Origin of the sequence: Bradyrhizobium sp. SZCCHNRI3052 (assembly GCF_032484895.1) — a bacterium.
In the GTDB taxonomy this organism is placed as follows: domain Bacteria; phylum Pseudomonadota; class Alphaproteobacteria; order Rhizobiales; family Xanthobacteraceae; genus Bradyrhizobium.
Genome location: NZ_JAUETW010000003.1, coordinates 657,338 through 680,048 on the forward strand (window position 1 = coordinate 657,338; position 22,711 = coordinate 680,048).

Here is a 22,711-nt window from a genome sequence, read left to right on the forward strand (position 1 = left end):
CCGTCACCCTCGCGCGAGCTGGCTATGCGATTTTGACGTGCGGGGGAATGATGCCGCCTCAGCCCTGGGCCGCGGCCGGCTGCTCGCCGTTGGCTTTGGCCTCGATCTGGCCGATCGCATCCACCACGGCATCGAAGGTCAGCATCGTGGAGGCGTGGCGGGCCTTGTAGTCGCGCACCGGCTCGAGCAGGGCGATGTCGGCCCATTTGCCTTCCGGCGGCGCACCGTTCTCCTTCAGCATCCTTCTCACCGTCTCCCGCAGCTCGCGCAGCTCCGCGGCGCTGGAACCGATGACGTGGCGGGCCATGATCGAGGAGGAGGCCTGGCCGAGGGCGCAGGCCTTCACGTCGTGGGCGAAGTCGGTCACCACGGGCCCGTCCATCTTGAGGTCGACCTTGACGGTCGAGCCGCACAGCTTGGAATGGGCGGTGGCGGTGGCGTCCGGGTGGTCCAGCCGTCCGAGCCGCGGAATGTTGCCAGCCAGCTCGATGATGCGCTTGTTGTAGATGTCGTTCAGCATGTGCCTGACGTCCCGGAATTACCGGCGTGGCGGCCTTGGCGGCCGGGTTTCATCGCCCTATATTGCGAGTATATGGAAACGATTGGCAGGAATTCCAGCCACATCCACAGGCGTCCGGCGCGAGAGGCGCTCAGCCTGCGTGTGGCACCTCTGCAGGTGACGCCCTCAAGGTGATGCTGTGCCGGTGACACTCCGGTCGGACCGCCGACCGGTCGAACGGAGTTGAGATGGACACTTTGATCAAGACGTTGCGCGCGAACAAGCCCGAGGGCAAGCCGTTAGACGCCAAGCTGACTGACCCCCGCGCTGCAGAGCTCGATCCTGCCGATTTTCTCGCCGCCGCCGTGCGGCCGGATCGGCCACGGCCGTCGCGCGCGGAAGCCGAGGCCGCGGTTTACACGCTCCTGAATTACATCGGCGAGGATCCGACCCGCGAGGGGCTGGTCGACACGCCGCGCCGGGTCGTCGAGGCCTATGATGAATTGTACCAGGGCTATCACCAGTGCCCGGCCGAGGTGCTCGACCGCACCTTCGGCGAGACCGCCGGCTATGACGACTTCGTGCTGATTCGCGACATCGAGTTCACGTCGCAATGCGAGCATCACATGATGCCCTTCTACGGCCGCGCGCATATCGCCTATACGCCGGTCGAGCGGGTGGTCGGCCTGTCCAAGCTGGCGCGCCTGACCGACATCTTCGCCCGCCGCCTGCAGACCCAGGAGCATCTCACCGCCCAGATCGCGGCTGCGATCGACGAGGTGCTGAAGCCGCGCGGCGTCGCCGTCATGATCGAGGCCGAGCACACCTGCATGTCGGTGCGGGGCGTCGCCAAGCACGGCGCCATCACCTTCACCAGCCGCTTCACCGGCATGTTCAGGGACAATCCGGCCGAGCAGTCGCGCTTCCTGTCCATGGTGCGGTCGCCGCAACGGTAAGCCTGCCAACCCGTTGAGCAGAGAGTTTCGTGTCTTCATCCTCAGTTGAGCGCGAGGAGGGCTTGGCCTTCCTGCCCAAGTTCGACGCGGCCGGCCTCGTCACCTGTGTGACGACCGATGCCGTGAGCGGCGACGTGCTGATGGTCGCCCACATGAACGAGGAGGCCCTGCGCAAGACGGTGGCGACCGGCGAAGCTTGGTATTTCAGTCGCTCGCGCAATGCGTTGTGGCGCAAGGGTGAGAGCTCGGGCCAGACCCAGCGCGTGGTCGAGATGCGCACCGATTGCGACCAGGACGCGGTCTGGCTGCGCGTCGAGCAGGCTGGCGCGGCGTGCCACACCGGCCGCCATTCCTGCTTCTATCGCAAGGTCGAGCGATCGGATGACGGCAGCGGCTCGCGGCTCGTCTTCGTCGATGCCGACAGGCTGTTCGATCCCGCCGAGGTCTATCGCAAGTAGGCCAGCGACCTGCCTCCGGGTCTGTCCGGTCGTTCATTGGCCCGGCCGGGCCCGGCGAATTAACTCGCCATTAACCATGCCCGCCGCATTTTGCCGGACGTTTCCGGCGCGTTCGTCTGCCAGCGAATCTGCAAACAGCGGGTCTTCCCATGTCGGTCGACGCATCCAACTCATCGTCCACCGGTTTCCTCGATGGCGTCCGGGCGAAGGTCGCCGGCGCGATCAAGCAGGCCGCTGACAGCGTCGGCACCAGCTTCGAATATCTGCTGTCGACCGCCAAGATGGAGTCCGACTTCAATCCGACCGCCGGCGCCTCGACGTCATCAGCGCGCGGCCTCTACCAGTTCATCGACCAGACCTGGCTCGGCACGGTGAAGGAAGCCGGCGCCGATCTCGGCTATGGCCAATATGCCGACGCAATCACCCGGACACCGTCGGGCGACTACACGGTCAGCGATCCCGCCATGCGGCAGGCGATCATGAAGCTGCGTGACGACCCGCAGGCGTCGTCCGCAATGGCGGCGGCGCTTACGCAATCGAACAGCTTCCAGCTCACCGTCAAGATCGGCCGCCGGCCGACCGACGCCGAGCTCTACATGGCGCACTTCATGGGCGTTGGCGGCGCCGCGAAGCTGATCACCAGCACCCAGGAAACTCCGAATGCATCGGCTGCGCGGATGTTTCCCAGCGCCGCCGCGGCCAACCGGCCGATCTTCTACGATCGCGACGGACAAGCCCGCAGCGTGTCCCAGGTCTATGCGGTCCTGAACACGCGCTATGCCGGCGCCGCCAATTCCTCGGCCACCAGGGGCGCGCTTGCACTCTATGGTGGGACGAATGTCGCGGCCAATGCGGCCGGCGGCGGCGCGCTGCCGACCACCGACACCGCAACCTTCCTGTCGATGTTTCCGGATGCGCGCGGTTCATCCCGGTCCGGCTCCTCGACGACGGCCGATGCGTCGGCGGTCAACCGGCCGGCAGATCCGATGTTTCGTTCGCTATTCCAGGTTGACGGCCAGTCGAGCCAGGCGGTCTCGCCGACCGTGCGCGAGTTGTGGGGCCATTCATCGGTTGCCAGCGCGACCCCGTCGGAGAGCGGCAGTATCGATGCCAGCGGCAATAGTCAGCGCAGGCTCGACCTGTTCAGCGATCCGCACGGCACCTTCTCGGGCTGATGCACCGGCGAAGGCGGTCGCGCTCGTCGCTGAACCATTGATCAAAAAGAACTATTTTGAAGTCCCGCCGCGGCTCGCGCCGCTGGCGGCGGCCGCATTTCCCCCGTCGGATTACGGCCAAATGCGGCGTTGAGTGGTACCATAGTATGTAAACAACTTGCCGCCTTAACAAAACATCAACAAAACCAGCCACTTATGGTGAACGCTTTGTTAAGCGTCGTGGTTTATTTTCGGTGCTGTTGAGGCCCTCGTGGCCTTTGTCTGCAAGTTGCGTAAGCCGGAAAGACCATGATCGTTCGGCAGTTTCTCAGTTGGGTCAGAACCGCACCCGCCGGTGAGCGGGCAGAGGCCACCAGGGCGCTCGCGCGGGCGTGGCTGTTGTCGGATCTTTGCGATGAGGATCGCGGCGCCGCGGAGGGCGCGCTCCTCATGCTGCTGGACGATCCGTCGCCGCTGGTGCGGCAGGCGATGGCGGAGGTGTTCGCCCGCTCGGAGGAGGCGCCGGCCGCCATCGTCCAGGCGCTCGCCACGGACCAGGCTTCCGTGGCCGCCATCGTCCTCGAACATTCGCCGCTCTTGATCGATGCCGACCTCGTCGACATCGTCGCGACCGGCAACTCCGACACGCAATGCGCGATCGCGCGCCGCGTCGGCCTGCCCGCGCCGGTGTGCGCCGCGATCGCCGAGGTCGGCAGCGCCGCCGCCGCGCTCGAGCTGATCGAGAATGCCTATGCCGAGCTCGCGCCGTTCTCCTGGGACCGCATCGTCGAGCGCCACGGCCACCTCGCCGCCATCCGCGAAGCGATGCTGGTGCTGGACGACCTGCCGGCCGCGACGCGCGCGGCGCTGGTCGACAAGCTGTCCGAGACGCTGGCGCAGTTCGTCGTCGCCAGGAACTGGCTCAGCGCCGACAGGGCAGGGCGCATCACCAATGAGGCGCGCGACCGCTCGACCATCACCATCGCGGCGCGCTCGCGCGGCGAGGAGCTGCGCGGGCTGGTCCAGCATCTGCGCGCAACCTCGCAACTCACCGCGGGCCTGATCCTGCGCGCGCTTCTCTCCGGCAACGTCGAATTGTTCGAGATCGCGCTATCGGAGCTCGCCGACATGCCGCGGGCGCGGGTGTCGGCGCTGCTCAACGATCGCGGTCGCGCCAGCCTGCAGGGGCTGCTGCGCAAGGCCGGCATTCCCGACACCACCTTCGACGCGTTCAGCATCGCGCTCGAGGTCTGCCGCGAGAACGGCTTTGCCGACACCCTGAGCGGAGCAGCGATCCTGCGTCGCAAGATGGTGGAGCGCGTGCTCACCCATTGCGCCACCGACCGCGACGCGGCCGCGCCGCTCTTGATCCTGCTGCGCCGCTTCGCCACCGAATCCGCGCGCGACGAGGCCCGCGAGTTCTGCGACGAGGTGATGGCGGAGGATTTCGTCGCCGGGCTGGAGTTCGGACTGATCGCGGCCTAGCGCAGCTCGCCTGTTCGTCCGCGGATTCCTCAGCAGATTAAGGCCGACCTCTCTCCGCCCGTCATTCCGGGGCGCGCGAAGCGCGAGCCCGGAATCCGTAACCACAGGGCAACGTGCCGAGGCAAGCTGTCACCGCTCGCGCGCCTCACATTCCATTCTATGGCGATGGATTCCGGGCTCATCGCTGCGCGATGCCCCGAAATGACGCCAGGATGGATGGTGGCCAACGATCCTGCGATGGAATGCATGGATAGTGAGCGGCCTGCCGGCCTATGGCTGATCGCTCGGCACGAGGCTCGGCGCCAGGATCGCTTCGAGATGCTCAGGCCGGTTGCGGTTGACCTGGATCAGATAGTCGTCCGCCACGCGGCGCAGCCGGCGGCTCAATTCGCCTGCGACCGTCGCGCTGTCATACTTCGTATGATCATGCACGATCGCCTGGATGGCGTTGACGTGATGCTCGAACAGCTCGGCGGGGACCTTTTCGAGGTCGGGCGCGTGCTCGATGATCCGGCACAGGCTATCGGCAACCTCGGCAGCGGCGGGATAGCCGAAGGTCGCGGCGTCGCCCTTGATGTCGTGGGCGGCGCGAAACATCTCCTCGCAGGCGTCGTCGTCGAAGCCGGTCTTGAGCACTGCTGCATAGGCCTCGGTCAGACGATCGGCCTCGGTGTCCATCCACGATTTGAACTCGCCGGACAGCCCGGCCAGCGCGGCTTCCGCGCGTGCGATCGGATCGTCGAGATCCTTCTCCTCGGCGCGGCGCAGCACCTTCTTCAGCGGATTGGGCTGGGTGATGACGTGATGCGAGGCGTAGGTCTTGACCTGGACCGCCGGGGCCTTGTCTTTCGCCATCTCGATATCCCCTGATGATGCCGATCAACGCAAATCGACCCACTTCCCCGATTCATAGCCGAGGACCTTGGCGCTCTGGGCGCCGATCCCCGGATTGCGTTAACGCGGGCTCACTGCCGCGCCCCTAAACTGCGGAGCGCGCCTTATCCAGAAGTGACGGCTGCTGGAAGATCTCCGCCTCGCCGCCGATCCGGCGTTCCGGCCCGATATAGGCCGTGTTGGTGTTGCGGCGCCGGTCCGGGCCGAAATAGGTCTTGGTCTTGATGAAGGGCCGCGGATTGGCGACCACGTTGAGGATGCGCTGATACAGGCCCTTGGCCGAGATCGGCTTGGCGAGGAATTCCGTGACGCCGGCGTCGCGCGCGACGGTGACGCGGCGCTTCTCCGAATGTCCCGTCAGCATGATGATCGGCGCGTAGGGATTGCCCTTGGCTTCCGGCTGCCGGATCATCTGCGCGAGCTCGAGGCCGTCAAAGATCGGCATTGCCCAGTCGGTGATGACGATATCTGGCGAGAAATGAGTGTACATCTCGAGCGCGGTCGCGCCGTCCTCGGCCTCGTTGACCTCACGGGCGCCGAACGAATGCAGCAGCGTGCGCAGGATGCGGCGCATGTGCGGGTTGTCGTCGCAGACGAGAAAGCGCAGCTTGTTGAAGTCGATGCGGTACATTTGGCCGGCCCGAAGGGATCACCGGTGATGGCGGTATACCCACATTAACCATACGGAGCCGCGGGTTAACAAAGCGTTGCGCAGCGCGGCCACGGAGCAAAAAGGCGCGGAAAACCGCCCGATGTCAGTAGCCGAACTGCTCGCTCAGGATCCGCTCTTCCAGGCTGTGGCCGGCGTCGAACAGCATCCGCATCGAGATCGTCTTGTCGGAGAGCACCTCGACCCGCTGGACGTTGCGGACCTCGTCATGGTCGGCCACCGCCGCGACCGGCCGCTTGTCGCCTTCGAGCACCTCGATGATCACATAGGCCGTGTTCGGCAGCAGGGCGCCGCGCCAGCGACGCGGCCGGAACGCGCTGATCGGCGTCAGCGCCAGCAGTGCGGCGTTGATCGGCAGGATCGGGCCCTGCACCGAGAGGTTATAGGCGGTGGAGCCTGCGGGCGTGGCGACGAGCACGCCGTCGGCGATCAGCTCCGGCATGCGCTCGCGCTCATCGATCAGGATGCGCAGCCGCGCCGTCTGTGCCGTCTGGCGGAACAGGTAGACCTCGTTGATGGCGTGGTGGATGTGAACGACGCCCGCGGCATCGGTCGCCCGCATCAGCAGCGGATGGATCACCGATTCCTGCGCCGCTTCGAGCCGTCCGTGCAGATCGATCGTGCTGAATTCGTTCATCAGGAAGCCGACCGTGCCGCGATGCATGCCGTAGATCGGCTTTCCCGACCGCATGTGGTCGTGCAGCGTCTGCAGCATCAGGCCATCGCCGCCGAGCGCGACCACGACGTCCGCCAGGTCGGGATCGGAGTTGCCGTACAGCGCGGAGAGCTGCGTCAGTGCGGCCTGGGCTTCGGCACTCGGACTCGCGACGAAGGCGATCCGCTCATATCGCTTGGACGTGGTCATGCGTCGCAGGGCTCGCTGGTCGGTTGGCCGGTGACAGGCGCCGTGTCGTCTAGCCGACCTTGCCCGTGCTTGTCCATCGCGGCCGGTATCCTGGGGCAATGGGGCCGGGATGAGGCTGATATGGCCCGGACGTGCGCGCACGCACGGAAGTCATCGTGGCGTCATTTTTCCTGCAGGCTGCGCACTGGGTCCCAGGCCAGGGATCCGGTCGCCAAGCTTGCTTTCACGCGTTCGGCGAAGAAGTGGCTTGGCGGATCGCTCAGTGCGCTTTGCGCGAAGCAGTCGACTGCTTGCGGCAGCTCGCCGGCGCGCCAGTGCGCAAGGCCTGTGGCATAGCTGGTGAGGAGGGCCTGTTCCTCCGGCGTGAGCTCGGCTGCGCGGCCATGCAGCTCGTAGATCTTCAGTGACTGCTCGCGGCCCTTGACCCGGATGGTGTCGAGCTCGCGCCAGGCAAACTCGGTGCCGGCCAGCGCCACCGTGCTCTCGGAGGCGATGATCGTGGTGCCGTAGAATTTGTTGGCGCCCTCCAGCCGCGAGGCCACGTTCACGGCGTCGCTCATGACGGAGTAGTTGAAGCGGCGTTGCGAGCCGAAATTGCCGACCAGCGCGGCGCCGCTGTTGATGCCGATGCGCTGTGCCACCTTGATGCCCTGGAACGCCGTCGACGAATGGTTGAGCTCGGCGAGCCTCACCTTGCAGTCGAGCGCTGCACGCGCCGCGCTGCGCGCATGGTCGGGATCGTCGAGCGGAGCGCCGAACACGGCGACCACGGAGTCGCCGATGTATTTGTCGACATAGCCGTCGTGGCTTTCGATGACGTCGGTCATGGCCGAGAGATATTCGTTGGTGAGCGCCATGAGCTGCTCCGGCGCCATCTGCTCGGCGAGGCGCGAGAAGCCCTCGATGTCGGAGAAGAACACGGTGACCTCGCGGGTCTCGCCGCCGAGCTGCGGCAGCCGGCGCGAGGCGAGCATGCGGTCGATCTCGTGCGGTGCGAGGTAATAGGCAAAGCTCTTCTGCAGCAGCCTGCGGTCCTTGTCGGTGACCATGAAACGATAGCCGGTGGTCGCAGCCAGCGCGAGCGCGCCGGCTGCGAGCGGCTCCGTCAAGGGCAGCCCGTAGGCATGGTCGAAGAGGGCGGTGGCAAGCGCGGTGTAGAGCAGCGCGAGCCCTGCCAGGATTGCCGCTGCAGAGGCGGGGCGCAGCAATCGGGCGAGCAGCGCAGCCAGCAGGGCGATGGTTGCGGCGATGGCGAAGATCGCTGGGCGTCCGAGTTCGGTGACCGCATCCTGCCGCACCAGATTGTTCACCGCCGTGGCGTGGATGTAGACGCCGGCAATGGTGCTGCGGGCGAACGTCTCGGCAATCCTGCGCTCGTCCAGAACGCAGCGCGGCCGCCGCCCGCCCTCGGCGCGGGTTGCGAAGCGCTTCGAGGTGAGCCGCCGATCCTCGATCCCGACGGTGCCGAGCAGGACGACCTTGCCGGCGAACTCGCGGTGAAAATAGTCCTTGTCGCCCTTGAGCGCGCAGGCGCGCAAGTCGGCAAACGAATAGGTCGGAATGTCCTGGGCGCCGCCGGCGAAATTCAGGGTCATGGTGCTCGGCACGCTGCCGGGCACCATGTACGCACCGAGTGTGACGCCATCGGCGGCAATGACCGGCGCGGTGCCGGTTGCGCGCCCCGCCAATTCCAACGCCATGCTCGGAACGGCCTTGCCGTCGACCGACAGCGTCAGCGGATGGCGGCGGACGACATCGTCGCTGTCGGTATAGGTGTTGAGCGGACGAAGGTTCTGCTGCTGGCGCACCGCGATGCGCTGTCCGGGCGCGGGCAGGATCGGCGGCTCGGCAAAGATCTCGCCCAGCACCACCTTGCCGCCGGCGGCCGCGGCCGCGAGCGCACGCAGGAAGTCGCGATCGAAGCCGCGCGTCTTCTCGCCGAGAGTGCTGTCGCCGAGCGGAATCTCCGACTGCTCGATCGAAGTCTGGAACACGATGTCGAAGCCGACCACCTTGGCGCCGCCGTCGAGGACGGCCGTCAGCACGCGCCCGATCTCGCCGGTCCAGGTCAACAGCGGCGCGCCCTTGAAGGGGGGCGCCTGGTAGCTCTCCTCGTCGACCGCGATCACCACCGCCGGACTCGCTGCTGCATCGTGACGGTTGCCGAAGGTCTCGAAGCGCAGCCATGTCAGTGCATCCAGCGACAGGCCGCGGCCGCGCTCGAAGAGGGGCGACACGAACAGGCCCGCGCACGCCAGCGCGATGGCGATGACGGCAAGCGCGTCGCGCGTCCGGCGTCCGATCGCCACCGACAAGAGCTTTCGGCTCAGTTGAACCGGATCAATCGCCCGACCGCAGGGCCGGGGCCTGCCTTGGCCTGTGCATCGACCTTGAACACGATGCGCAAGTTGCTGAAGCTCGCGACATAGGTGCCGCCGGGCGTGAGCGGGTGACTGGTGCCGGCGAAATCGTAGAATCGTCCCTTGTATTGCCGGCCCGAGAGCTCGACCTGCTGGCGCTCGCCGGGCTGGTCGAGGCGTTCGACGGTCAGCGTGCCGCGCCCTTTGGCCTCGAAGATGGGCGACGCGCTGTAGATGATCGCCTGCGCCACCGGCGCGCTGTCCGGTCCGACGCTGCGCACGATCGTCGCCGCGACCTCGCTGGTCTCGCGCGAGGTGGCCTGTGCATGGCTGGCGTCGCAATTGACGATGTCGCTCTTGAGCGTCGCGCCGTCGACCGTGCTTTCGCCGGGGCCGACGGTGACACTGCCGGCGCCGTTGACCGTCTCGCGCCGGCACGATTTGAGGTAGCTCATCACCACGGCGCCATCCGGGCCGAGCTTGATCACCTGGCCGGGCGCGACATAGTCCATCAGCTCGGCGCCGGCCACATCACCCTGGACGTCCTCGACCAGCGCCGCTGGCGGACCGGCCCAGGCTGCCGGCGATCCGATCACGGCCGGTCCGGCGAGCCCGGAGAGGGCTGCGATGATGAGCGTCGGCAACTTCATGATGAACTCCGTGATCGCAATCGGCGGCGGCCTCTTGCCCCAAACCTGGGTGTCCCAGTGATGGGACGTCGGAGGCGATGGAGAGGTTCGAGCCCATAACACACCTGAGGGGAACAGGCACTGGTGCGGATGTGACTTGGATCACGGAAGAGTTGCTTGAGCTTGCTCCCAAGCCGCGGTTCATGCCCTTGCAGAGGTGGCGTGTTGCGCCAAGCGCCTAGGGGAGTGAGCTGATGGCAGGGATGAGATCGTCCGTCGCGTGGCCGAGACTGATGGCTTTGACCGTGACGGCACTGCTCGCCAGCCCGGCCCTGCACGCCGAGGATGCGCCACCGGCGGCGCACGACGCCGCAGCGCCGGGCTCGCATCGCACCGGCTCGGCCGGAAATCGCGCCGCCAGCCCGCCCGGCTCAGCATCGACCGCCGAGCAGCACAAGTTGCCGCCGGACTCCACCACGACACAGAAGCTCGAACTGCCCGGCCGCACGCTGTCGTTCACGGCGACTGCCGGTTCGATCCGCCTGTTCGACGACAAGAGCGAGCCGCAGGCCGACATCGCCTACACTTCGTATCAGCTCGATGGCGCCGACCGCGCCAGCCGCCCGGTGACCTTCTTCTTCAACGGCGGGCCGGGTGCCTCGTCCGCCTATCTGCAGCTCGGCAATGCCGGTCCGTGGCGGATCGGAATCGACGCGGCCAGCGTGACGCCGTCGTCGAAGCTGGAGCTGATGCCGAATGCAGACACCTGGCTCGACTTTACCGATCTGGTGTTCATTGATCCCGTCGGGACCGGCTACAGCCGTTTCGTCGCAACCGGCGACGAGGTGCGCAAACGGTTCTTCTCGGTCGACGGCGACGTGCGTTCGCTGTCGCTCGTGGTGCGTCGCTGGCTGGAGAAGCACGACCGTCTCGCATCGCCCAAATTCATCACGGCCGAGAGCTATGGCGGCATTCGCGGTCCGAAGATCGTCAACAACCTGCAGCATGACCAGGGCATCGGCATCAGCGGCCTGATCCTGCTGTCGCCGCTGATGGACTTTCGCGACTATTCCGGCTCGAGCCTGATGCAATATGTCGCGAGCCTGCCGAGCTATGCGGCCGTCGCGAAGCAGATGAAGGGGCCGGTGACCCGCGCCGATCTTGCCGATGTCGAGCGTTACGCCAGCGGCGACTTCCTGCTCGATCTCGTCAAAGGCGAGGCCGATACGGAAGCCACCAATCGGCTCGCCGACAGGGTCGCGACCCTGACCGGCATCGACCAGGTGGTCAGCCGCAGGCTGGCCGGCCGCTTCGACGTCTCGGAGTTTCGCCGTGAGTTCGACCGCAAGAACGGCCGCATCACCGGGCGCTATGACGGCTCGGTGCTGGGCATCGATCCCTATCCGGATTCGAGCCGCTCGCGCAGCTCCGATCCATCCGGGGACGTGCTCACCGCGCCGTTGACCAGCGCCGCGGTCGAGCTGACGACACGCAAGCTGAACTGGCACCCCGACGGCTCCTATGAGCTGTTGAGCGGGGCGGTGAACCGGTCATGGGATTTCGGAAAGGGCACCAACCCGCCGGAGTCCACCGGCGAACTCCGGCAGATTCTCGCGCTCGATCCCAAGCTCAAACTCCTGGTCGGCCACGGCCTGTTCGATCTCGCCACGCCATATTACGGCTCGAAGATCCTGCTCGACCAATTGCCGGCCTTCGCGCGGCCGCCGCGGGTCAAGCTCGTGGTCTATCCGGGCGGCCACATGTTCTATTCCCGCGACGATGCGCGCAAAGCCTTCCGCGGCGAGGCCGAGGCGTTGATGAAGGAGGGCAGGGAGGAGGCCCGATGAGTGCAGCGACACCCGGGCTATGAGTCTTTCTTGCGCCGGCCCTTGGGATATTTCCGCTCCATCTCGGCCTTCACCACGCGCTCCGGCCGCACCCGTGCGCCGGCGAGCCAGATCTCGCTGACGCCGGACTTGGTGCGCACGCGCCGCACCGCCTCACCATGGCTGGCATAGCCGGCCGCGTGCACGATGCGCCCGGTGTCGCGTCCGGTCACCTCGATGCGGGCGGCATCGAGGAACGGGTTGATGAATACCGGATTGGCGACCATGACCTTGTCACCAAACGGGACGAGATCGACGGCGCCCCACAGCGTCCACCAGCGGCCGGTCCAGTCGCGCGTCTTGCGCGACGGCGCGCCGTGGGTGGCGAAGGCCTGCAGGATGAACTTGACGCCATTGGCCCAGCCGGGTGCCCAGCCGTCGACGGCATTGGTCAGCACGGTGATCGTGATGTCGCGGGCGGGAATGACCGACGTCCGCGAGATGTAGCCCTGGAAGCCGCCGCCATGGCCGAACCAGTCGAAGCCGGCCGTTGTCCCGCTCATGAGCGCCAGGCCGTAATAGGCCTCTTCGACGTCCTGGGGCACGCGCCATTGCCGGCGCACCATCTCGCGCCGGCTAGCGACCGACAGCAGGCTCTTCTTCGCGTTCGGGGCAAGCTGGGCGAAGAAGCGGGCGGTGTCGGCCGCGGTCGCGACGATGCCCGCTGCCGGCATGATCGCGTTGGTCGGATTGTCGCCGGGAATCACGACCCGGCGGCCCACGGGGACGACGCGTGAATGGCCGCGCGCGAATGGGACACTCTTGCCGAGCAGCGTCATGTCGGGCGCGCTTTCTCGCAAAGCCAGCGGCGTCATGATCTCGCGCTGCAGCCAGGCCGGGTAGGGCTCGCCGGTGATCGCCTCGATGACCATGCCGAGCAGGCCGTAGCCATGGTTGGAATATTTGAACCGGCTGTTGGGATCGATCGCCGGCGGCTGCTTCAGCTCGGCCAGCAGTTCGTCCTTGTCGAGATAGGACCGGCCATCCGTGAACTGGCCGGAATCCTTGCCGTCACGGATCAGGCCTGCCGTGTGCGACAGCAGCTGGTTCAGTGTGGCCGCGGCGACATCCGGATGCAGATCCTTGACGTATTGTCCGACGGTGTCGTCGAGCTTCAACCGCTTGTGCTCGCGCAGGCGCATGATGGCGGCGGCGGTGAACGCCTTGGTGTGCGAAGCGATGCGGAAGCGGTGCCGCGGCGTCAGCTTCTCGCCGCTGTCGAGATTGGCGTGCCCGAAGGCCGCCTCCAGGACGATCTCACCGCGATGGGCGATCGCAATAATGCAACCGGGTTGCTCGGAGACCGCGACCTGAAAGGCCAGCCAATCCCTGATGTAATCGAGTGCTGCGCCAAGCCAGGACTCCACGAGGCAATCTCCCATTCAAAAATCTGATGAAAATGGTCTGCACGAGGTTTCATCCATAACGGATCAACGACAGCGGACAAACGAAAATGGCGCAACCCTTTCGGGTTGCGCCACTTTCGAGATCGGAGCTGGTCCGATCGCGTCGTCAGTAGACGAGGCCGGTGCCCGGCTGCTTCTCGAGCGCGTCGGCCAGCGAGCGATATTCGGGGCTGTTGGTGCCGGCGAGCTGCGCGACCTTGTCGAGGTGGTACTTGGCCTGCTCGCGGTTGCCCTGTTCGAGCTGCCACAGGCCGTAGTACTGCCAGGTGCGCACGTGGTTCGGATCATCCGCCAGGGCCTGCTCGTAGTACTGCTTGGAGGCCTGGTAGTTGCCGAGCTTGCGATAGGAGTAGCCGATCAGATTGGCAACGTCGGCGACGTCCTCGCGGTTCAGCGCCTTGAGCTGCTGGATCGCGGTGGCGTAGTCGCCGCGATCATAGATCGAGGTATAGGCCGTGCGATAGGCCGCCAGGAACTTCGGATCTTCGATGCTCGAGCTCTTGTCCTTCTTCTTCTTGCCCGAATCCGACGCCGGCGGCGACGACGGGGTATCGCTGCCCGCGGCATAGGCCTTCGACAGAAGCAGCGGCCCGGAGGCCACGGCCATCGAGAACAGAGCCAGCGTGGCAATCCTGAGCGCAGACTTTTTCATTCGTATCTCCCGAGTTGTCGATCCAACAGGTGACTGCGTACGGGGAAGAACTCCCGCAGCTGCGAAATATTCCCGGCCATTTGCGCGGATTTTGCGCCGCGATCGGTGCATTATACGGACGACATGATGACAGACCAGTCACCTCGATGACTATCCCTTCATGTCCATGAACCGAAAACAGCGCTTTACTTCAGGGTGGGTTCAGTGCCGGTTCCCTATCGTCGTCTCCATGATCACGAGCCCATCCAGACTGGATGGTGCCTCCAGATCTTCACATCACGGAGACGACCATGCTGAAGTCAATGTCTGTTGCGCTGCTCGCCGCGTCGATCCTGACTGCGCCCGCATTCGCTGCTGGTGCTGCAAAAACCGATACGTCCGCGAAGTCCAGCCAGACCACTGGCACCGCGAAGACCGATGTGAGCAAGACCGATGCGGCCAAGACCAACGCCACCAAGCCGGGCGCGACGCAGGCCGGCGACAAGGCGAACGAGATGAAGCCCACCGTCGGCAAGACGAAGACCAAGCCGCATGCCTCGCTTGTCCGCCACAAGCATCGCCACGTGGCGCATCTCGGCCATCACAACAAGGTGAGCTTCAAGCGCGTGACGCCGGCGACCCGCCGCGGCTGATCTAGCCAAGGCCGCGCAGAGCCGATCTGGTCGTTGACCGCCGGAGCGCGCCAGAGCGCTCCGGCGGCAGCGGCTTGACGAAGGCGTGAGCCGGGACGGATTTCCCGGCCTCTGGCTTTGAGCTAGAACGGCCGCGGGATTGGCTTTCAAGAGTTGGGCGCCTGGGGATGGGGAGAACGAGCTGGTGGCCGGCAACCGCGCTGGCGCTGCTGTTGGCGGGGTGCGCCAGCGGAGGTCCCGCCGCGTTCATGAGCGAGGACAATCGCGGCATCTCCTACACCGGCGATCGCGGCGTCGGCAGCCAGCCGTTTCCGGCCAACCACCGCAGCGAGATCCTGTCCTATCTCAGGACCTACCTGAACAATCCGGTCGGGGTGCGCGACGGCGTCATGGCGGAGCCGGTGCAACGGACGGTCGGTGGCCGGCTGCGCTATGTGAGCTGCCTCCGTTATGCGGCGCGCGAGTCCGACGGCAGCTACCGTCCGGCGCAGGAGCGCGCGGCGGTGTTCGTCGACGGCCGGTTCGACCGTCTGGTCGAGGATGCCGGCGAGCTCTGTGCCGGGTCGACTTACGCGCCATTCCCGGAGCTGGCGGGCCTCACGCGCTAGACCGCGGCGTTTTCAGGTCCCGGCGTTTTCGAAGGATTGCCACGTCGTCGCAGCGCCTTGCCAAGCCGCTTGCCCGATCACAAATCGGGGATGGACCGAACGCTTTGTCGCCTCGCGGCGACCAAATATCGGGCGAGGCGTCAGCTTCACGAAATATTCGGGAAGCCTATGGAACAAAAGGCCTTTGTTGCCCTCTGGTGACACCGCAGCGGCAATCACAGCTGCGTCACCGCCACCGGGCAACCCAAATGCGGCCATGATGTTCGATAGATGTCGCAAACGAATAACGGGGACGTCCCATGAAGCGGTTTTTGTTCAGTGCAGTGGCTTTGACCACATTGGCTGCCCCGGCTTTCGCCGCCGATATGCCTCCGCGCACCTACACCAAGGCGCCGGTCTACACGCCGCCTCAGGCGATCTACAACTGGACCGGCTTCTATCTCGGTGGTCACCTCGGCGGCGCCTTCGCGGGCAATAACAGCCTGGAAGGCAACAACGGCCGCTTCCTGGGCGGCGTGCAGGGCGGCTTCGACTACCAGTTCGCCCCGAACTGGGTGCTCGGCATCGAAGCCCAGTACAGCTGGATGGATCGCAATACGACCAATTTCGGCTTCCCGGGGGCTGCGGTCGTGACCTCGACCGGCGCCAACCAGCTCGGCTCGGTCACCGGCCGTCTCGGCTACACCTGGGGACCGGCGTTGCTCTATGCCAAGGGCGGTTATGCCTGGCGGGACGGCAACAATCTCGGGGTGAGCGTCGCCGGCGTGCCGACGGGCTTCAGCACGTCCGGCAATACCAAGGACGGCTACACCGTCGGCGCCGGCCTCGAATACATGTTCGCGCCGAACTGGTCGGCCAAGGCTGAATACCAGTACTACAATTTCGGCAATACGACCTTCACGGGTGGGCCGGCTCCGGTTGTGGGCAGCCGCTTCAACAGCGACGAGCATACGGTCAAGGTCGGCGTGAATTACCGCTTCGGCTGGGGCGGACCAGCCGCCAGCAAGTACTAAGCGAGATCGCCGAGCCCGCGGCCGGCGGCGTTCGGCTGGAAGCGGATCACGCCTCAATTCCAACACGCCCGCGCCGTCTGGTGCGGGCGTGTTGCTCTCCGGTGGTTGGCTGGCGATGGTTTCGCGATCGCTCACGCAGTGCGAAAAAATTTTCAAACCTTCGTGAAACTTTCGCCATCAGTTGATATTATCGGTGCGCCGGTTTGATGGATCATCCCACATGCGTATCTTGGTGTCCGTGCTGTTGTTGTCGGCGGCTGTTTTGCCGTGCTCCGCCCAGACCGTTCTGAAGACCGAACCGTTGATGCTGGCCCCCTACGAGGTGGCGCTGGTGCAAACCGCGTCCTGCCCGTCGGGCAAGGTGCTGAAGGTGACCGGTGCGATCCGCGGTGTCAGCCGCAAGCGTGCCTGTGTCGCCCTTCCGGCCGAAACGGCATCGCTGGCGACGGCGACGCCCTGAGAACGGGCTTCATGGCGACCTTCCAGCGGGCAGCTCCGGCTGCCCGCTGATCGCGGGTCTGTCTGTCGAAAAATCCTTGATGAAGGCAAGTCGTCCGCGGGACCGGACTGGCATGAAGACGTGAATGTCTTCTGCCGGCGGCTTCCGTCCAGGCACGGCGAGGCTCGGGGACAGCAGCGCACAGAGACTATAAGTATCACCCGAGAAGTATCACCCGCGGCGCGCTTCCGCCGCAGCCGCTCAGGATGCGAACGGGATGTTGAACTCCTGCTCGGCTTCGGCACGGTTCTGCCAGGGATCTTCCTCGGGCTCGGCGGCGCAGGGCCGGATCTCGTAATCATTGTCGAGCTGCAGATGCGCGGTCGATCGCGCATTGATCATCACGTCCACCACCAGCCCGCTCTGCCGCGCCAGCCGCCAGACATCCCCCTCGGTCGGATAGGCCTTGCTCAACTTGGCGTCGTTGCAAAACAGCGCGTAGGGCATTCCAAACAGCTCCAGAGAAGCGAAGGATGAACCGAGAATGAACGGCACGTGCAGCGAGACACTGGCGCGCCTGGGGCAGGAAAGGGGCCTTTTCGGGCGGCCGAGTCGTAAACGAGTCCTAAATTTTTGAAAAAAGAATCCGTGGGACTCCGGGGCTAGAATCGCCAGATGGTTAAGCCCATGGGAACCGATCTCCACATCTTCTGCGGGCGGATCCAGCTGACGCTCGCCTTTGGGCTGCTGCTCGCCTTCGTCGCCAATGTGGCGCTGCTGTGCGCCTGGCTGTGAGCCGGCGCGGCGATTGCGGATATGTTTGTGTACCCTCGGCCATAGATCCTCAGCGCGGTCGCCTTTAGTCCTCAGGGAGGGCGCTCCGTCCGGCCGATGCTTTCAGGCGCGCGAGTGTCGCGCTGAAATATTCCTGACGCTCCCGATTGAAGCGCTCCTGATGGGCCCGGAAGCGCGCGACGCGGGCGCGAATCTCCGCCTGCATGTCGCGCTGGAGATCGAGCTGCGAGGCGATGCTGGTGAAACGCTCCGCAGGGACCGGGCTCGGGGCGGCGAACGAAGCCTCGGATGCAATGGCGTCGGGCGCTCTCGGCCTTGCAGGCTCCCCCACGGCATTGGGGATTGCGACTTGCACGTTGCCGCCGCGACGTGCCTCGGTTTCAACGGTGTTGGCGATCACGTGCTCGACAGCGGCGTGCGTCGGGCGACCGGCCCCGGCCTGCTGCGGTGTGATGGGGGTGCCGACCGGAACGGTAGGCAGCTCGAACTGGGCGAAGTCGGCCGGCTTGCCGGTCACAGACTGCACAAAGGCCATGGTCTGCGCGATCAGCGCATCACGCTCTTCCTTCCACGTCATGACGCTTGTCCCCCGATGCCTCAATTGCAACAAAAGCGGCTGACGAAATCAAGTTGAAGACCAGTGACTTCTGGGGATAAGCAGGAGTTCTAGGTGAGATGTGACAACAATGTTGCCACAGTCTGAACTCGTTTCGTCCCCCACCCGCGAAAGGCGATACCGGAAATCCAATCCCGCACAGATGGTTCCTAAGCGGCGTTTTTCCGGAGCTCTTCTTGACAGAGGAGCGCGGCTCGCCCCTATGGCCGAGCCGCCCCGGTCTTCGGGGCATCATCTGCTCGCAACCTTCGTGCACCGTCCGGGCACTTCGCAGACTTCGATGGACAACCCTTCACGCTCCGAGCGGTCGCGCAAGGCCGCGCTCACCGCCGCCCTCACCATCATCGCCCGCGATGGTCCGGGGCGGCTGACGCTCGACGCCATCGCCCGCGAGAGCGGGCTGAGCAAGGGCGGCCTGATGCACCAGTTTCCCAACAAGGAAGCGGTGCTCAAGGCTCTGCTGGAACAGCAATTCCTGCATTTCGACGAATTCGCCAGCAGGTACAGGGCTGGAGCCGGCAAAGCGGCTGATCAGCCCGAACTCGCGACGCAGATTGCGATCTCGCGGGAGCTGATCGCCCAGCAATATTCGGTGGCTCAGGCCATGCTCGGGGCGCTCGCCCAGGAGCCGGGATTGCTGGCCGATGCCCGTGCCAAGGATGCCGAGAGAGTAGCCGAGATCCGCGGCGAGGCCGATGACGCTGATCTCGCGGTCCTGCGATGGGCGGCGGCACGTGGGCTTGCCTTGATGACGATGCTGCGCGTCTCGCCGCTGGAGCAGCCGGATCTGGACCGTCTGTTTGCCCGCCTGCTCGACGACCAACAATGGACCACATTCCGGCAGGTCGGGACGACCGGGGAGCGATGACACGCTCGAGCTCGGCGCCATCTCCATCATTGGACGGTTCGATCTGAGCGAAGTCGGGCTGGCTTGCCGTCCGACTTCCGTCCGCCGATGCCTCCTGGAGGTCCCGTGCCGACCGCATCGACGTGTGAACAATTCATTTCATTCGATTTCGTATTTACAAACCGTCTGGTCGGTTTATTGAGGTGGCCATGTGGACGCGCTGGCAACGGCGCCGCAATCGTGGAGGAGGGGATGAGGAGTCGATTTCCGATGTCTGGCTTCGCGGCGATCGCCGCGAGCCTCTGTGCCGGATGCAACACGGTGACGCCGGTGGCCTATTCCGGGGTGGCGTCGGCGCACTATCTGGCGCCCAACACATCCGATCCATCGGGCCGGGTGCCTTACCGCTACGGGACTGCCACCGACTGGCGCAGCTACGACAAGGTGACGCTCGATCCGGTCGTGATCTATCGCGGCGCGGATCATCAGTTCGGCGACATGTCCGACCGGGACAAGGCTGCGCTCGCCGCCTACATGCAGCGGCGTTTCCTGGAAAGTCTCTCGGCGCGCTTCCAGATCGTCCATCAGCGGGGGCCGAATACGCTGCGCGTGCGGCTCACCCTGACCGGCGCCGTCGCCAACACGCCGGTGCTCGGCACCGCCTCGCGCTTTGATCTCGCGGGAGCCCTCTACAACGGCGTGCAGAGTGCACGCGACGGTGAGGGACTGCTGACCGGCTCGGTATTCTACGCGGCCGAGATCTTCGATGCCGCGAGCGGGCGACTGCTGAGCGCCTTCGTCAGCAAGCAATATCCCTCGCCCTACGACATCAAGGCCAGCGTTGGTGCGCTCGCGGCCGCCGAGGCCGGAATCGACAAGGGCGCCGAGGCCCTGGTCGCGCAGCTCCAGTGAGCGGGCCGTGCGAACGATCGCGTCGCGCGGGCAGATGGCCCCGCATCGGGGCGCCTTCGTGTGCGCGCTTTGGCATCGAGGGCACGGCCAGATCTCGGGCAGTCAGCGGTGACGTCAACCCGGCCGTACGAGCGCGTGGCTCGAGGCCATGGAGACAGTGAGGTCCCTGGACATGACATTGAGATTCGTTCTGCGCGTCGGCTTACGCATCGTCGTCGGCCTGCTGCTGTCGATGGCGGAGGGCCGCGGTCACGCCGCTCCCGTCGGCGATCCGTTCGGCACATGGTTGACCGAGGACGGCCGCGCCCGCGTCCGCGTCGAGCGCTGTGGCGCGATGGCCGACCGCGTCTGCGGCTACATCGTGTGGATGAAGGCGACGGCGGATGCCAAGGGGCAGCCGTTCCGCGACCGGCTGAATCCCGATCCGGCCAGGCGCGGCCGTCTGCTGCTGGGCCACCAGATGCTGCTCGGCCTGAAGCTGAACGCCGAAGGCCGCCACAGCGGCGAGGTCTACAACGCCGAGGACGGCAAGACCTATGCCGTCTCGATCTGGCGCGAGGGCCCGAAGATGCTGGCGGTCAAGGGCTGTCTGCTCGGGCTGTTCTGCGCGACGCAAGGCTGGGTGCTGGTCACGGATCAGGTGCCCGGCCAACTCATCGGAGCGACCGGCGAGGGCGGCGGGCCGTTGCCGGATCCAGAGTGGACTGCGCCCAGGCCGCCGTCGGCGACCGGCATCGCCAAACCCGCGGTCAGGACGAGGGCGAATTGACGCCTAAAGCCGGTGACAGCCATTGCCGCAGCAAATCCCAACTTCACGGAAGCTGGTGCCGGCTGAGGGGATTGAACCCCCGACCTTCGGTTTACAAAACCGCTGCTCTACCGCTGAGCTAAGCCGGCGAATGCACATTGGTGGCGGAGATCTCGTCGTCAGTTTGCGACGAGGTCTCGCGAAGCGCGGTGTTCCTACCAGAGTTGATGCAGTCCGGCTACTCCCCGCGTGAGCGCCGCTTCTGCCATCAGCCCAGCAAAAAGGGCGGCCGTTGGGCCGCCCCTGTCGGAGCCGATCGTCGAAGCCGCTCCGGCTCGATCTTTACTGGCAGATGTGCATCAGCCCGTCGCTGCCCTTGAACATGGTGCCGGGGCGGCAGACCAGGCCGTTGCGGGTCGCGTAACTGTTCCAGTCGCCATAATAGCCGTTCGGGCCGCGATCATAGCTCGGTTGGCCGTAAGAGGGGCCGGGACTGTACGCATAGGCATCCGCGGTGCGGAACGGCGCGGTCGCGATGGCGCCGGCGGTTCCGATGGCTGCGCCTGCGATGCCGGCAGCGGTGCCGACCGCTCCAGCGGCGACGTCAGCCGGCCAGAAGCCGCTGTTGCGGCGATCCCAGCCGTTGTTGTTCCATCCGGTATCGGTGCGCTGCTGCATCATGGCCCCGTCCTGGCGGGCCATGTGCCGGTGCTGCATCATTCCTTCCTGCTGGTGGTTCATATGCCGGTGGTGCACGTCGCGCGCCATGGCCGGGCCGGCGAGCGCCGTTGCGAGTACCGCAGCCCCGAGAATAGCAAATCGTGTCATGGAATACTCCATCGTTGCGCCCCACCTGCTAAGCGCAAGCCGGCCCCGTCGTTCCCGCCGCGACGGGAATGTTTTGGAACGGCATGAGGCCCAGTGCCTTCGGAGGCCGGAGCCGCGGTTGCGGTCCGGCTTGCTCCGACCCGAAGGCTGTTAGTCTTGCGGACAGGGCAGCGGGGTTGATGCTGGCAATATTGTCGCTCATCGGCTGATGATCAGCCATTAACCCTCGCACTCGAACCCCACCCGGGCTTTAACCCGGAATGGTGGCTCCCGCGTTAGTCTTACCAGCAGATTGATGTGCGCGTTTAACCCATCGGGGCGCGCGTTGCGGTATTGGTAGGATGGCAACCGGGGCGTGAATTCATGCGTACTACAACGGCTCTTGTGATTCTGATTGGAGCGTCTTCCGCCGCGCTCGCCAGCGAAGGCTTCGAGATCGTCATTCCGCAGCGGCCCGGCGTGCCCGTCGTCATCAACGGCATCGATGCGTCCTACGCCGTCGTCGAAGGCCAGTACGGTCTTGGCAGGGGCAACTACATGCAGCCGACGATCTATGGCGGCCGGCCGGTCGAGCCCGAGCCATATGTTGGCCATTACTATCCAACCCTCGGAGCAAGGCCCGGCTATGGCCGGATGGAGATCGAGCCGCCGGCCGATCGCAAGCTGCCGAAGCCGGCCGAGAGCTATTCCCGCTCGTGGGGCGCCCAATCCCAGATGCAGCCGCCGGAGCCGGCGGTGCCGATGTATCCGCCTGCCGTCATCCTGGCTCCGCCCGATGGTGATCCTCGCGGCTATCCCAATCGGCCGCCGGCCTACCGCCGCTAGCCAGCAACTCACCATCGACGCCAGACCAAGCAAGAACAGATCAACAGGAGAGAGTTATGCGTGGAGTAGTTTCAGGACTTGTCGCCATTGCCGGCCTCGCCGTCGCCGGCAGCGCGCCGGCCGCGGCCTGCGGCGCCACCGCCTGCGGCCCGTGCGGCTACGCCGCGCCGTGCGCGCCGCAGGTCACCTATCAGCCGACCGTCACCTATCAGCCGACCGTGACGTACCAGCCCACGGTGACGTATCGGCCGCAATATTTCTATCAGCCCGGCTACACCTACACCTACGGCCATGGCTGCGGCGCCTGCGGCGCGAGCTATGAGCGGCTGCCCGAGCCGACCCGGCAGTATTACTATGTCAACCAGGGCCCGACCTACAGCGGTCCTGGCGCCTTCGCGCCGTATCCTGCCTATGAGGAGCAGGCGCTTCCGGTCTACAGCTATCATCACCGCCGCCACGCCTATCGCTGGGGCGCTTCGCCTTATTATCACGGGCAGCGCGTGCTGCGCCGCTATTACTGATCAGACGGACGTT

The 22,711-nt window shown here is 65.6% G+C and carries 26 protein-coding genes and 1 tRNA gene; 15 read left to right on the top strand and 12 right to left on the bottom strand.

The features are described from left to right. Positions 1-58: 58 nt before the first annotated feature. Positions 59-520 (bottom strand): iron-sulfur cluster assembly scaffold protein, encoded by a 462-nt coding sequence (locus tag QW887_RS13455; protein WP_315826211.1) that lies wholly within the window; start codon positions 518-520, stop codon positions 59-61. 227 nt (positions 521-747) lie between these two features. Here QW887_RS13455 and folE point away from each other — a divergent pair, with 227 nt between their 5' ends. From folE to QW887_RS13475, 4 genes are all read left to right on the top strand, one after another. Further along, the gene (folE, locus tag QW887_RS13460) at positions 748-1,455 is read left to right on the top strand and encodes a GTP cyclohydrolase I FolE (protein ID WP_315714660.1); all 708 of its coding nucleotides are present in this window, start codon (positions 748-750) and stop codon (positions 1,453-1,455) included. Between the two features lie 29 nt (positions 1,456-1,484). Next, complete coding sequence (hisI, locus tag QW887_RS13465) at positions 1,485-1,913, top strand: phosphoribosyl-AMP cyclohydrolase (RefSeq protein ID WP_316194609.1); 429 nt, start codon at positions 1,485-1,487, stop codon at positions 1,911-1,913. Between the two features lie 149 nt (positions 1,914-2,062). Further along, positions 2,063-3,088, top strand: coding sequence for a lytic transglycosylase domain-containing protein (locus QW887_RS13470; RefSeq protein WP_316194610.1), 1,026 nt, complete (start codon positions 2,063-2,065; stop codon positions 3,086-3,088). A 288-nt stretch (positions 3,089-3,376) separates the two neighbouring features. Further along, complete coding sequence (locus QW887_RS13475) at positions 3,377-4,552, top strand: DUF2336 domain-containing protein (RefSeq protein WP_316164497.1); 1,176 nt, start codon at positions 3,377-3,379, stop codon at positions 4,550-4,552. Between the two features lie 270 nt (positions 4,553-4,822). Here QW887_RS13475 and QW887_RS13480 read toward each other — a convergent pair whose 3' ends face one another. The 5 genes from QW887_RS13480 to QW887_RS13500 form a co-directional block, all read right to left on the bottom strand. Further along, positions 4,823-5,407, bottom strand: coding sequence for an Hpt domain-containing protein (locus QW887_RS13480; protein WP_315714655.1), 585 nt, complete (start codon positions 5,405-5,407; stop codon positions 4,823-4,825). A 124-nt stretch (positions 5,408-5,531) separates the two neighbouring features. Beyond that, positions 5,532-6,077 (bottom strand): response regulator, encoded by a 546-nt coding sequence (locus QW887_RS13485; protein WP_172107934.1) that lies wholly within the window; start codon positions 6,075-6,077, stop codon positions 5,532-5,534. Positions 6,078-6,201: 124 nt separating this feature from the next. Then, entirely contained in the window at positions 6,202-6,981 is a 780-nt protein-coding gene (locus tag QW887_RS13490) for an NAD kinase (protein ID WP_315714654.1), read from the bottom strand. A 161-nt stretch (positions 6,982-7,142) separates the two neighbouring features. Beyond that, positions 7,143-9,296, bottom strand: coding sequence for an adenylate/guanylate cyclase domain-containing protein (locus QW887_RS13495; RefSeq protein WP_316164498.1), 2,154 nt, complete (start codon positions 9,294-9,296; stop codon positions 7,143-7,145). Between the two features lie 11 nt (positions 9,297-9,307). Then, the gene (locus QW887_RS13500) at positions 9,308-9,991 is read right to left on the bottom strand and encodes a hypothetical protein (protein WP_315714652.1); all 684 of its coding nucleotides are present in this window, start codon (positions 9,989-9,991) and stop codon (positions 9,308-9,310) included. A 233-nt stretch (positions 9,992-10,224) separates the two neighbouring features. Between QW887_RS13500 and QW887_RS13505 the strand changes: the two genes are divergently transcribed. Next, positions 10,225-11,817, top strand: coding sequence for a S10 family serine carboxypeptidase-like protein (locus QW887_RS13505; RefSeq protein ID WP_315714651.1), 1,593 nt, complete (start codon positions 10,225-10,227; stop codon positions 11,815-11,817). A 17-nt stretch (positions 11,818-11,834) separates the two neighbouring features. Here QW887_RS13505 and QW887_RS13510 read toward each other — a convergent pair whose 3' ends face one another. Next, a complete protein-coding gene (locus tag QW887_RS13510) occupies positions 11,835-13,223 on the bottom strand; it encodes a serine hydrolase domain-containing protein (protein WP_315714650.1) in 1,389 nt (462 codons plus the stop codon). A gap of 145 nt (positions 13,224-13,368) precedes the next feature. Beyond that, positions 13,369-13,914: a tetratricopeptide repeat protein gene (locus QW887_RS13515; protein ID WP_315714649.1), complete on the bottom strand. Its 546-nt coding sequence runs from the start codon at positions 13,912-13,914 to the stop codon at positions 13,369-13,371. Between the two features lie 290 nt (positions 13,915-14,204). On the opposite strand from QW887_RS13515, the gene QW887_RS13520 reads away from it, so the two are divergent. The 4 genes from QW887_RS13520 to QW887_RS13535 all read left to right on the top strand — a co-directional run bounded on the left by QW887_RS13520 (position 14,205) and on the right by QW887_RS13535 (position 16,627). Further along, the gene (locus QW887_RS13520) at positions 14,205-14,546 is read left to right on the top strand and encodes a hypothetical protein (protein ID WP_315714648.1); all 342 of its coding nucleotides are present in this window, start codon (positions 14,205-14,207) and stop codon (positions 14,544-14,546) included. 161 nt (positions 14,547-14,707) lie between these two features. Then, on the top strand, positions 14,708-15,154 hold the full coding sequence (locus tag QW887_RS13525) for a hypothetical protein (RefSeq protein ID WP_315776666.1): 447 nt from the start codon (positions 14,708-14,710) through the stop codon (positions 15,152-15,154). Positions 15,155-15,453: 299 nt separating this feature from the next. Further along, complete coding sequence (locus QW887_RS13530) at positions 15,454-16,167, top strand: porin family protein (protein WP_315714647.1); 714 nt, start codon at positions 15,454-15,456, stop codon at positions 16,165-16,167. 220 nt (positions 16,168-16,387) lie between these two features. Continuing rightward, on the top strand, positions 16,388-16,627 hold the full coding sequence (locus tag QW887_RS13535) for a DUF6719 family protein (protein ID WP_315714646.1): 240 nt from the start codon (positions 16,388-16,390) through the stop codon (positions 16,625-16,627). Between the two features lie 240 nt (positions 16,628-16,867). Here QW887_RS13535 and QW887_RS13540 read toward each other — a convergent pair whose 3' ends face one another. Further along, the gene (locus QW887_RS13540) at positions 16,868-17,113 is read right to left on the bottom strand and encodes a hypothetical protein (RefSeq protein ID WP_315714645.1); all 246 of its coding nucleotides are present in this window, start codon (positions 17,111-17,113) and stop codon (positions 16,868-16,870) included. A 180-nt stretch (positions 17,114-17,293) separates the two neighbouring features. Here QW887_RS13540 and QW887_RS13545 point away from each other — a divergent pair, with 180 nt between their 5' ends. Next, positions 17,294-17,401 (top strand): hypothetical protein, encoded by a 108-nt coding sequence (locus QW887_RS13545; RefSeq protein WP_041750859.1) that lies wholly within the window; start codon positions 17,294-17,296, stop codon positions 17,399-17,401. Between the two features lie 64 nt (positions 17,402-17,465). Here the strand turns inward: QW887_RS13545 and QW887_RS13550 are convergent, their stop codons facing one another. Further along, the gene (locus tag QW887_RS13550) at positions 17,466-17,978 is read right to left on the bottom strand and encodes a hypothetical protein (RefSeq protein WP_315714644.1); all 513 of its coding nucleotides are present in this window, start codon (positions 17,976-17,978) and stop codon (positions 17,466-17,468) included. Positions 17,979-18,087: 109 nt separating this feature from the next. Here QW887_RS13550 and QW887_RS13555 point away from each other — a divergent pair, with 109 nt between their 5' ends. From QW887_RS13555 to QW887_RS13565, 3 genes are all read left to right on the top strand, one after another. Beyond that, positions 18,088-18,885 carry a TetR/AcrR family transcriptional regulator gene (locus QW887_RS13555; RefSeq protein ID WP_315714643.1) on the top strand — a complete coding sequence of 266 codons (798 nt, stop codon included), beginning with the start codon at positions 18,088-18,090 and terminating at the stop codon, positions 18,883-18,885. 249 nt (positions 18,886-19,134) lie between these two features. Further along, a complete protein-coding gene (locus tag QW887_RS13560) occupies positions 19,135-19,776 on the top strand; it encodes a DUF3313 domain-containing protein (RefSeq protein ID WP_315714642.1) in 642 nt (213 codons plus the stop codon). 172 nt (positions 19,777-19,948) lie between these two features. Next, positions 19,949-20,545 carry a DUF2147 domain-containing protein gene (locus tag QW887_RS13565; RefSeq protein ID WP_315714641.1) on the top strand — a complete coding sequence of 199 codons (597 nt, stop codon included), beginning with the start codon at positions 19,949-19,951 and terminating at the stop codon, positions 20,543-20,545. Positions 20,546-20,598: 53 nt separating this feature from the next. Here the strand turns inward: QW887_RS13565 and QW887_RS13570 are convergent. After that, positions 20,599-20,673, bottom strand: a tRNA-Thr gene (locus tag QW887_RS13570). Positions 20,674-20,866: 193 nt separating this feature from the next. Continuing rightward, complete coding sequence (locus QW887_RS13575; protein ID WP_315714640.1) at positions 20,867-21,352, bottom strand: hypothetical protein; 486 nt, start codon at positions 21,350-21,352, stop codon at positions 20,867-20,869. A 363-nt stretch (positions 21,353-21,715) separates the two neighbouring features. Here QW887_RS13575 and QW887_RS13580 point away from each other — a divergent pair, with 363 nt between their 5' ends. Together QW887_RS13580 and QW887_RS13585 are read left to right on the top strand one after the other, a co-directional pair. After that, positions 21,716-22,177, top strand: a complete 462-nt coding sequence (locus QW887_RS13580) for a hypothetical protein (protein WP_315714639.1) — start codon at positions 21,716-21,718, stop codon at positions 22,175-22,177. 56 nt (positions 22,178-22,233) lie between these two features. Next, on the top strand, positions 22,234-22,698 hold the full coding sequence (locus QW887_RS13585; RefSeq protein ID WP_315714638.1) for a hypothetical protein: 465 nt from the start codon (positions 22,234-22,236) through the stop codon (positions 22,696-22,698). The last annotated feature ends 13 nt before the right edge of the window (positions 22,699-22,711 follow it).

Excerpts from the sequence above, each read along its gene's own strand:
- QW887_RS13490 (WP_315714654.1), bottom strand. The coding sequence starts at position 6,981 with ATGACCACGTCCAAGCGATATGAGCGGATCGCCTTCGTCGCGAGTCCG.
- QW887_RS13555 (WP_315714643.1), top strand. The coding sequence starts at position 18,088 with ATGTTGCCACAGTCTGAACTCGTTTCGTCCCCCACCCGCGAAAGGCGA.
- folE (WP_315714660.1), top strand. The coding sequence starts at position 748 with ATGGACACTTTGATCAAGACGTTGCGCGCGAACAAGCCCGAGGGCAAG.
- QW887_RS13565 (WP_315714641.1), top strand. The coding sequence starts at position 19,949 with ATGACATTGAGATTCGTTCTGCGCGTCGGCTTACGCATCGTCGTCGGC.
- QW887_RS13485 (WP_172107934.1), bottom strand. The coding sequence starts at position 6,077 with ATGTACCGCATCGACTTCAACAAGCTGCGCTTTCTCGTCTGCGACGAC.
- QW887_RS13535 (WP_315714646.1), top strand. The coding sequence starts at position 16,388 with ATGCGTATCTTGGTGTCCGTGCTGTTGTTGTCGGCGGCTGTTTTGCCG.
- QW887_RS13520 (WP_315714648.1), top strand. The coding sequence starts at position 14,205 with ATGCTGAAGTCAATGTCTGTTGCGCTGCTCGCCGCGTCGATCCTGACT.
- QW887_RS13550 (WP_315714644.1), bottom strand. The coding sequence starts at position 17,978 with ATGACGTGGAAGGAAGAGCGTGATGCGCTGATCGCGCAGACCATGGCC.
- QW887_RS13575 (WP_315714640.1), bottom strand. The coding sequence starts at position 21,352 with ATGACACGATTTGCTATTCTCGGGGCTGCGGTACTCGCAACGGCGCTC.
- QW887_RS13475 (WP_316164497.1), top strand. The coding sequence starts at position 3,377 with ATGATCGTTCGGCAGTTTCTCAGTTGGGTCAGAACCGCACCCGCCGGT.
- QW887_RS13470 (WP_316194610.1), top strand. The coding sequence starts at position 2,063 with ATGTCGGTCGACGCATCCAACTCATCGTCCACCGGTTTCCTCGATGGC.
- QW887_RS13545 (WP_041750859.1), top strand. The coding sequence starts at position 17,294 with ATGGGAACCGATCTCCACATCTTCTGCGGGCGGATCCAGCTGACGCTC.
- QW887_RS13585 (WP_315714638.1), top strand. The coding sequence starts at position 22,234 with ATGCGTGGAGTAGTTTCAGGACTTGTCGCCATTGCCGGCCTCGCCGTC.
- QW887_RS13505 (WP_315714651.1), top strand. The coding sequence starts at position 10,225 with ATGGCAGGGATGAGATCGTCCGTCGCGTGGCCGAGACTGATGGCTTTG.
- QW887_RS13580 (WP_315714639.1), top strand. The coding sequence starts at position 21,716 with ATGCGTACTACAACGGCTCTTGTGATTCTGATTGGAGCGTCTTCCGCC.
- QW887_RS13455 (WP_315826211.1), bottom strand. The coding sequence starts at position 520 with ATGCTGAACGACATCTACAACAAGCGCATCATCGAGCTGGCTGGCAAC.
- QW887_RS13500 (WP_315714652.1), bottom strand. The coding sequence starts at position 9,991 with ATGAAGTTGCCGACGCTCATCATCGCAGCCCTCTCCGGGCTCGCCGGA.
- QW887_RS13480 (WP_315714655.1), bottom strand. The coding sequence starts at position 5,407 with ATGGCGAAAGACAAGGCCCCGGCGGTCCAGGTCAAGACCTACGCCTCG.
- QW887_RS13530 (WP_315714647.1), top strand. The coding sequence starts at position 15,454 with ATGAAGCGGTTTTTGTTCAGTGCAGTGGCTTTGACCACATTGGCTGCC.
- QW887_RS13540 (WP_315714645.1), bottom strand. The coding sequence starts at position 17,113 with ATGCCCTACGCGCTGTTTTGCAACGACGCCAAGTTGAGCAAGGCCTAT.
- QW887_RS13560 (WP_315714642.1), top strand. The coding sequence starts at position 19,135 with ATGTCTGGCTTCGCGGCGATCGCCGCGAGCCTCTGTGCCGGATGCAAC.
- QW887_RS13515 (WP_315714649.1), bottom strand. The coding sequence starts at position 13,914 with ATGAAAAAGTCTGCGCTCAGGATTGCCACGCTGGCTCTGTTCTCGATG.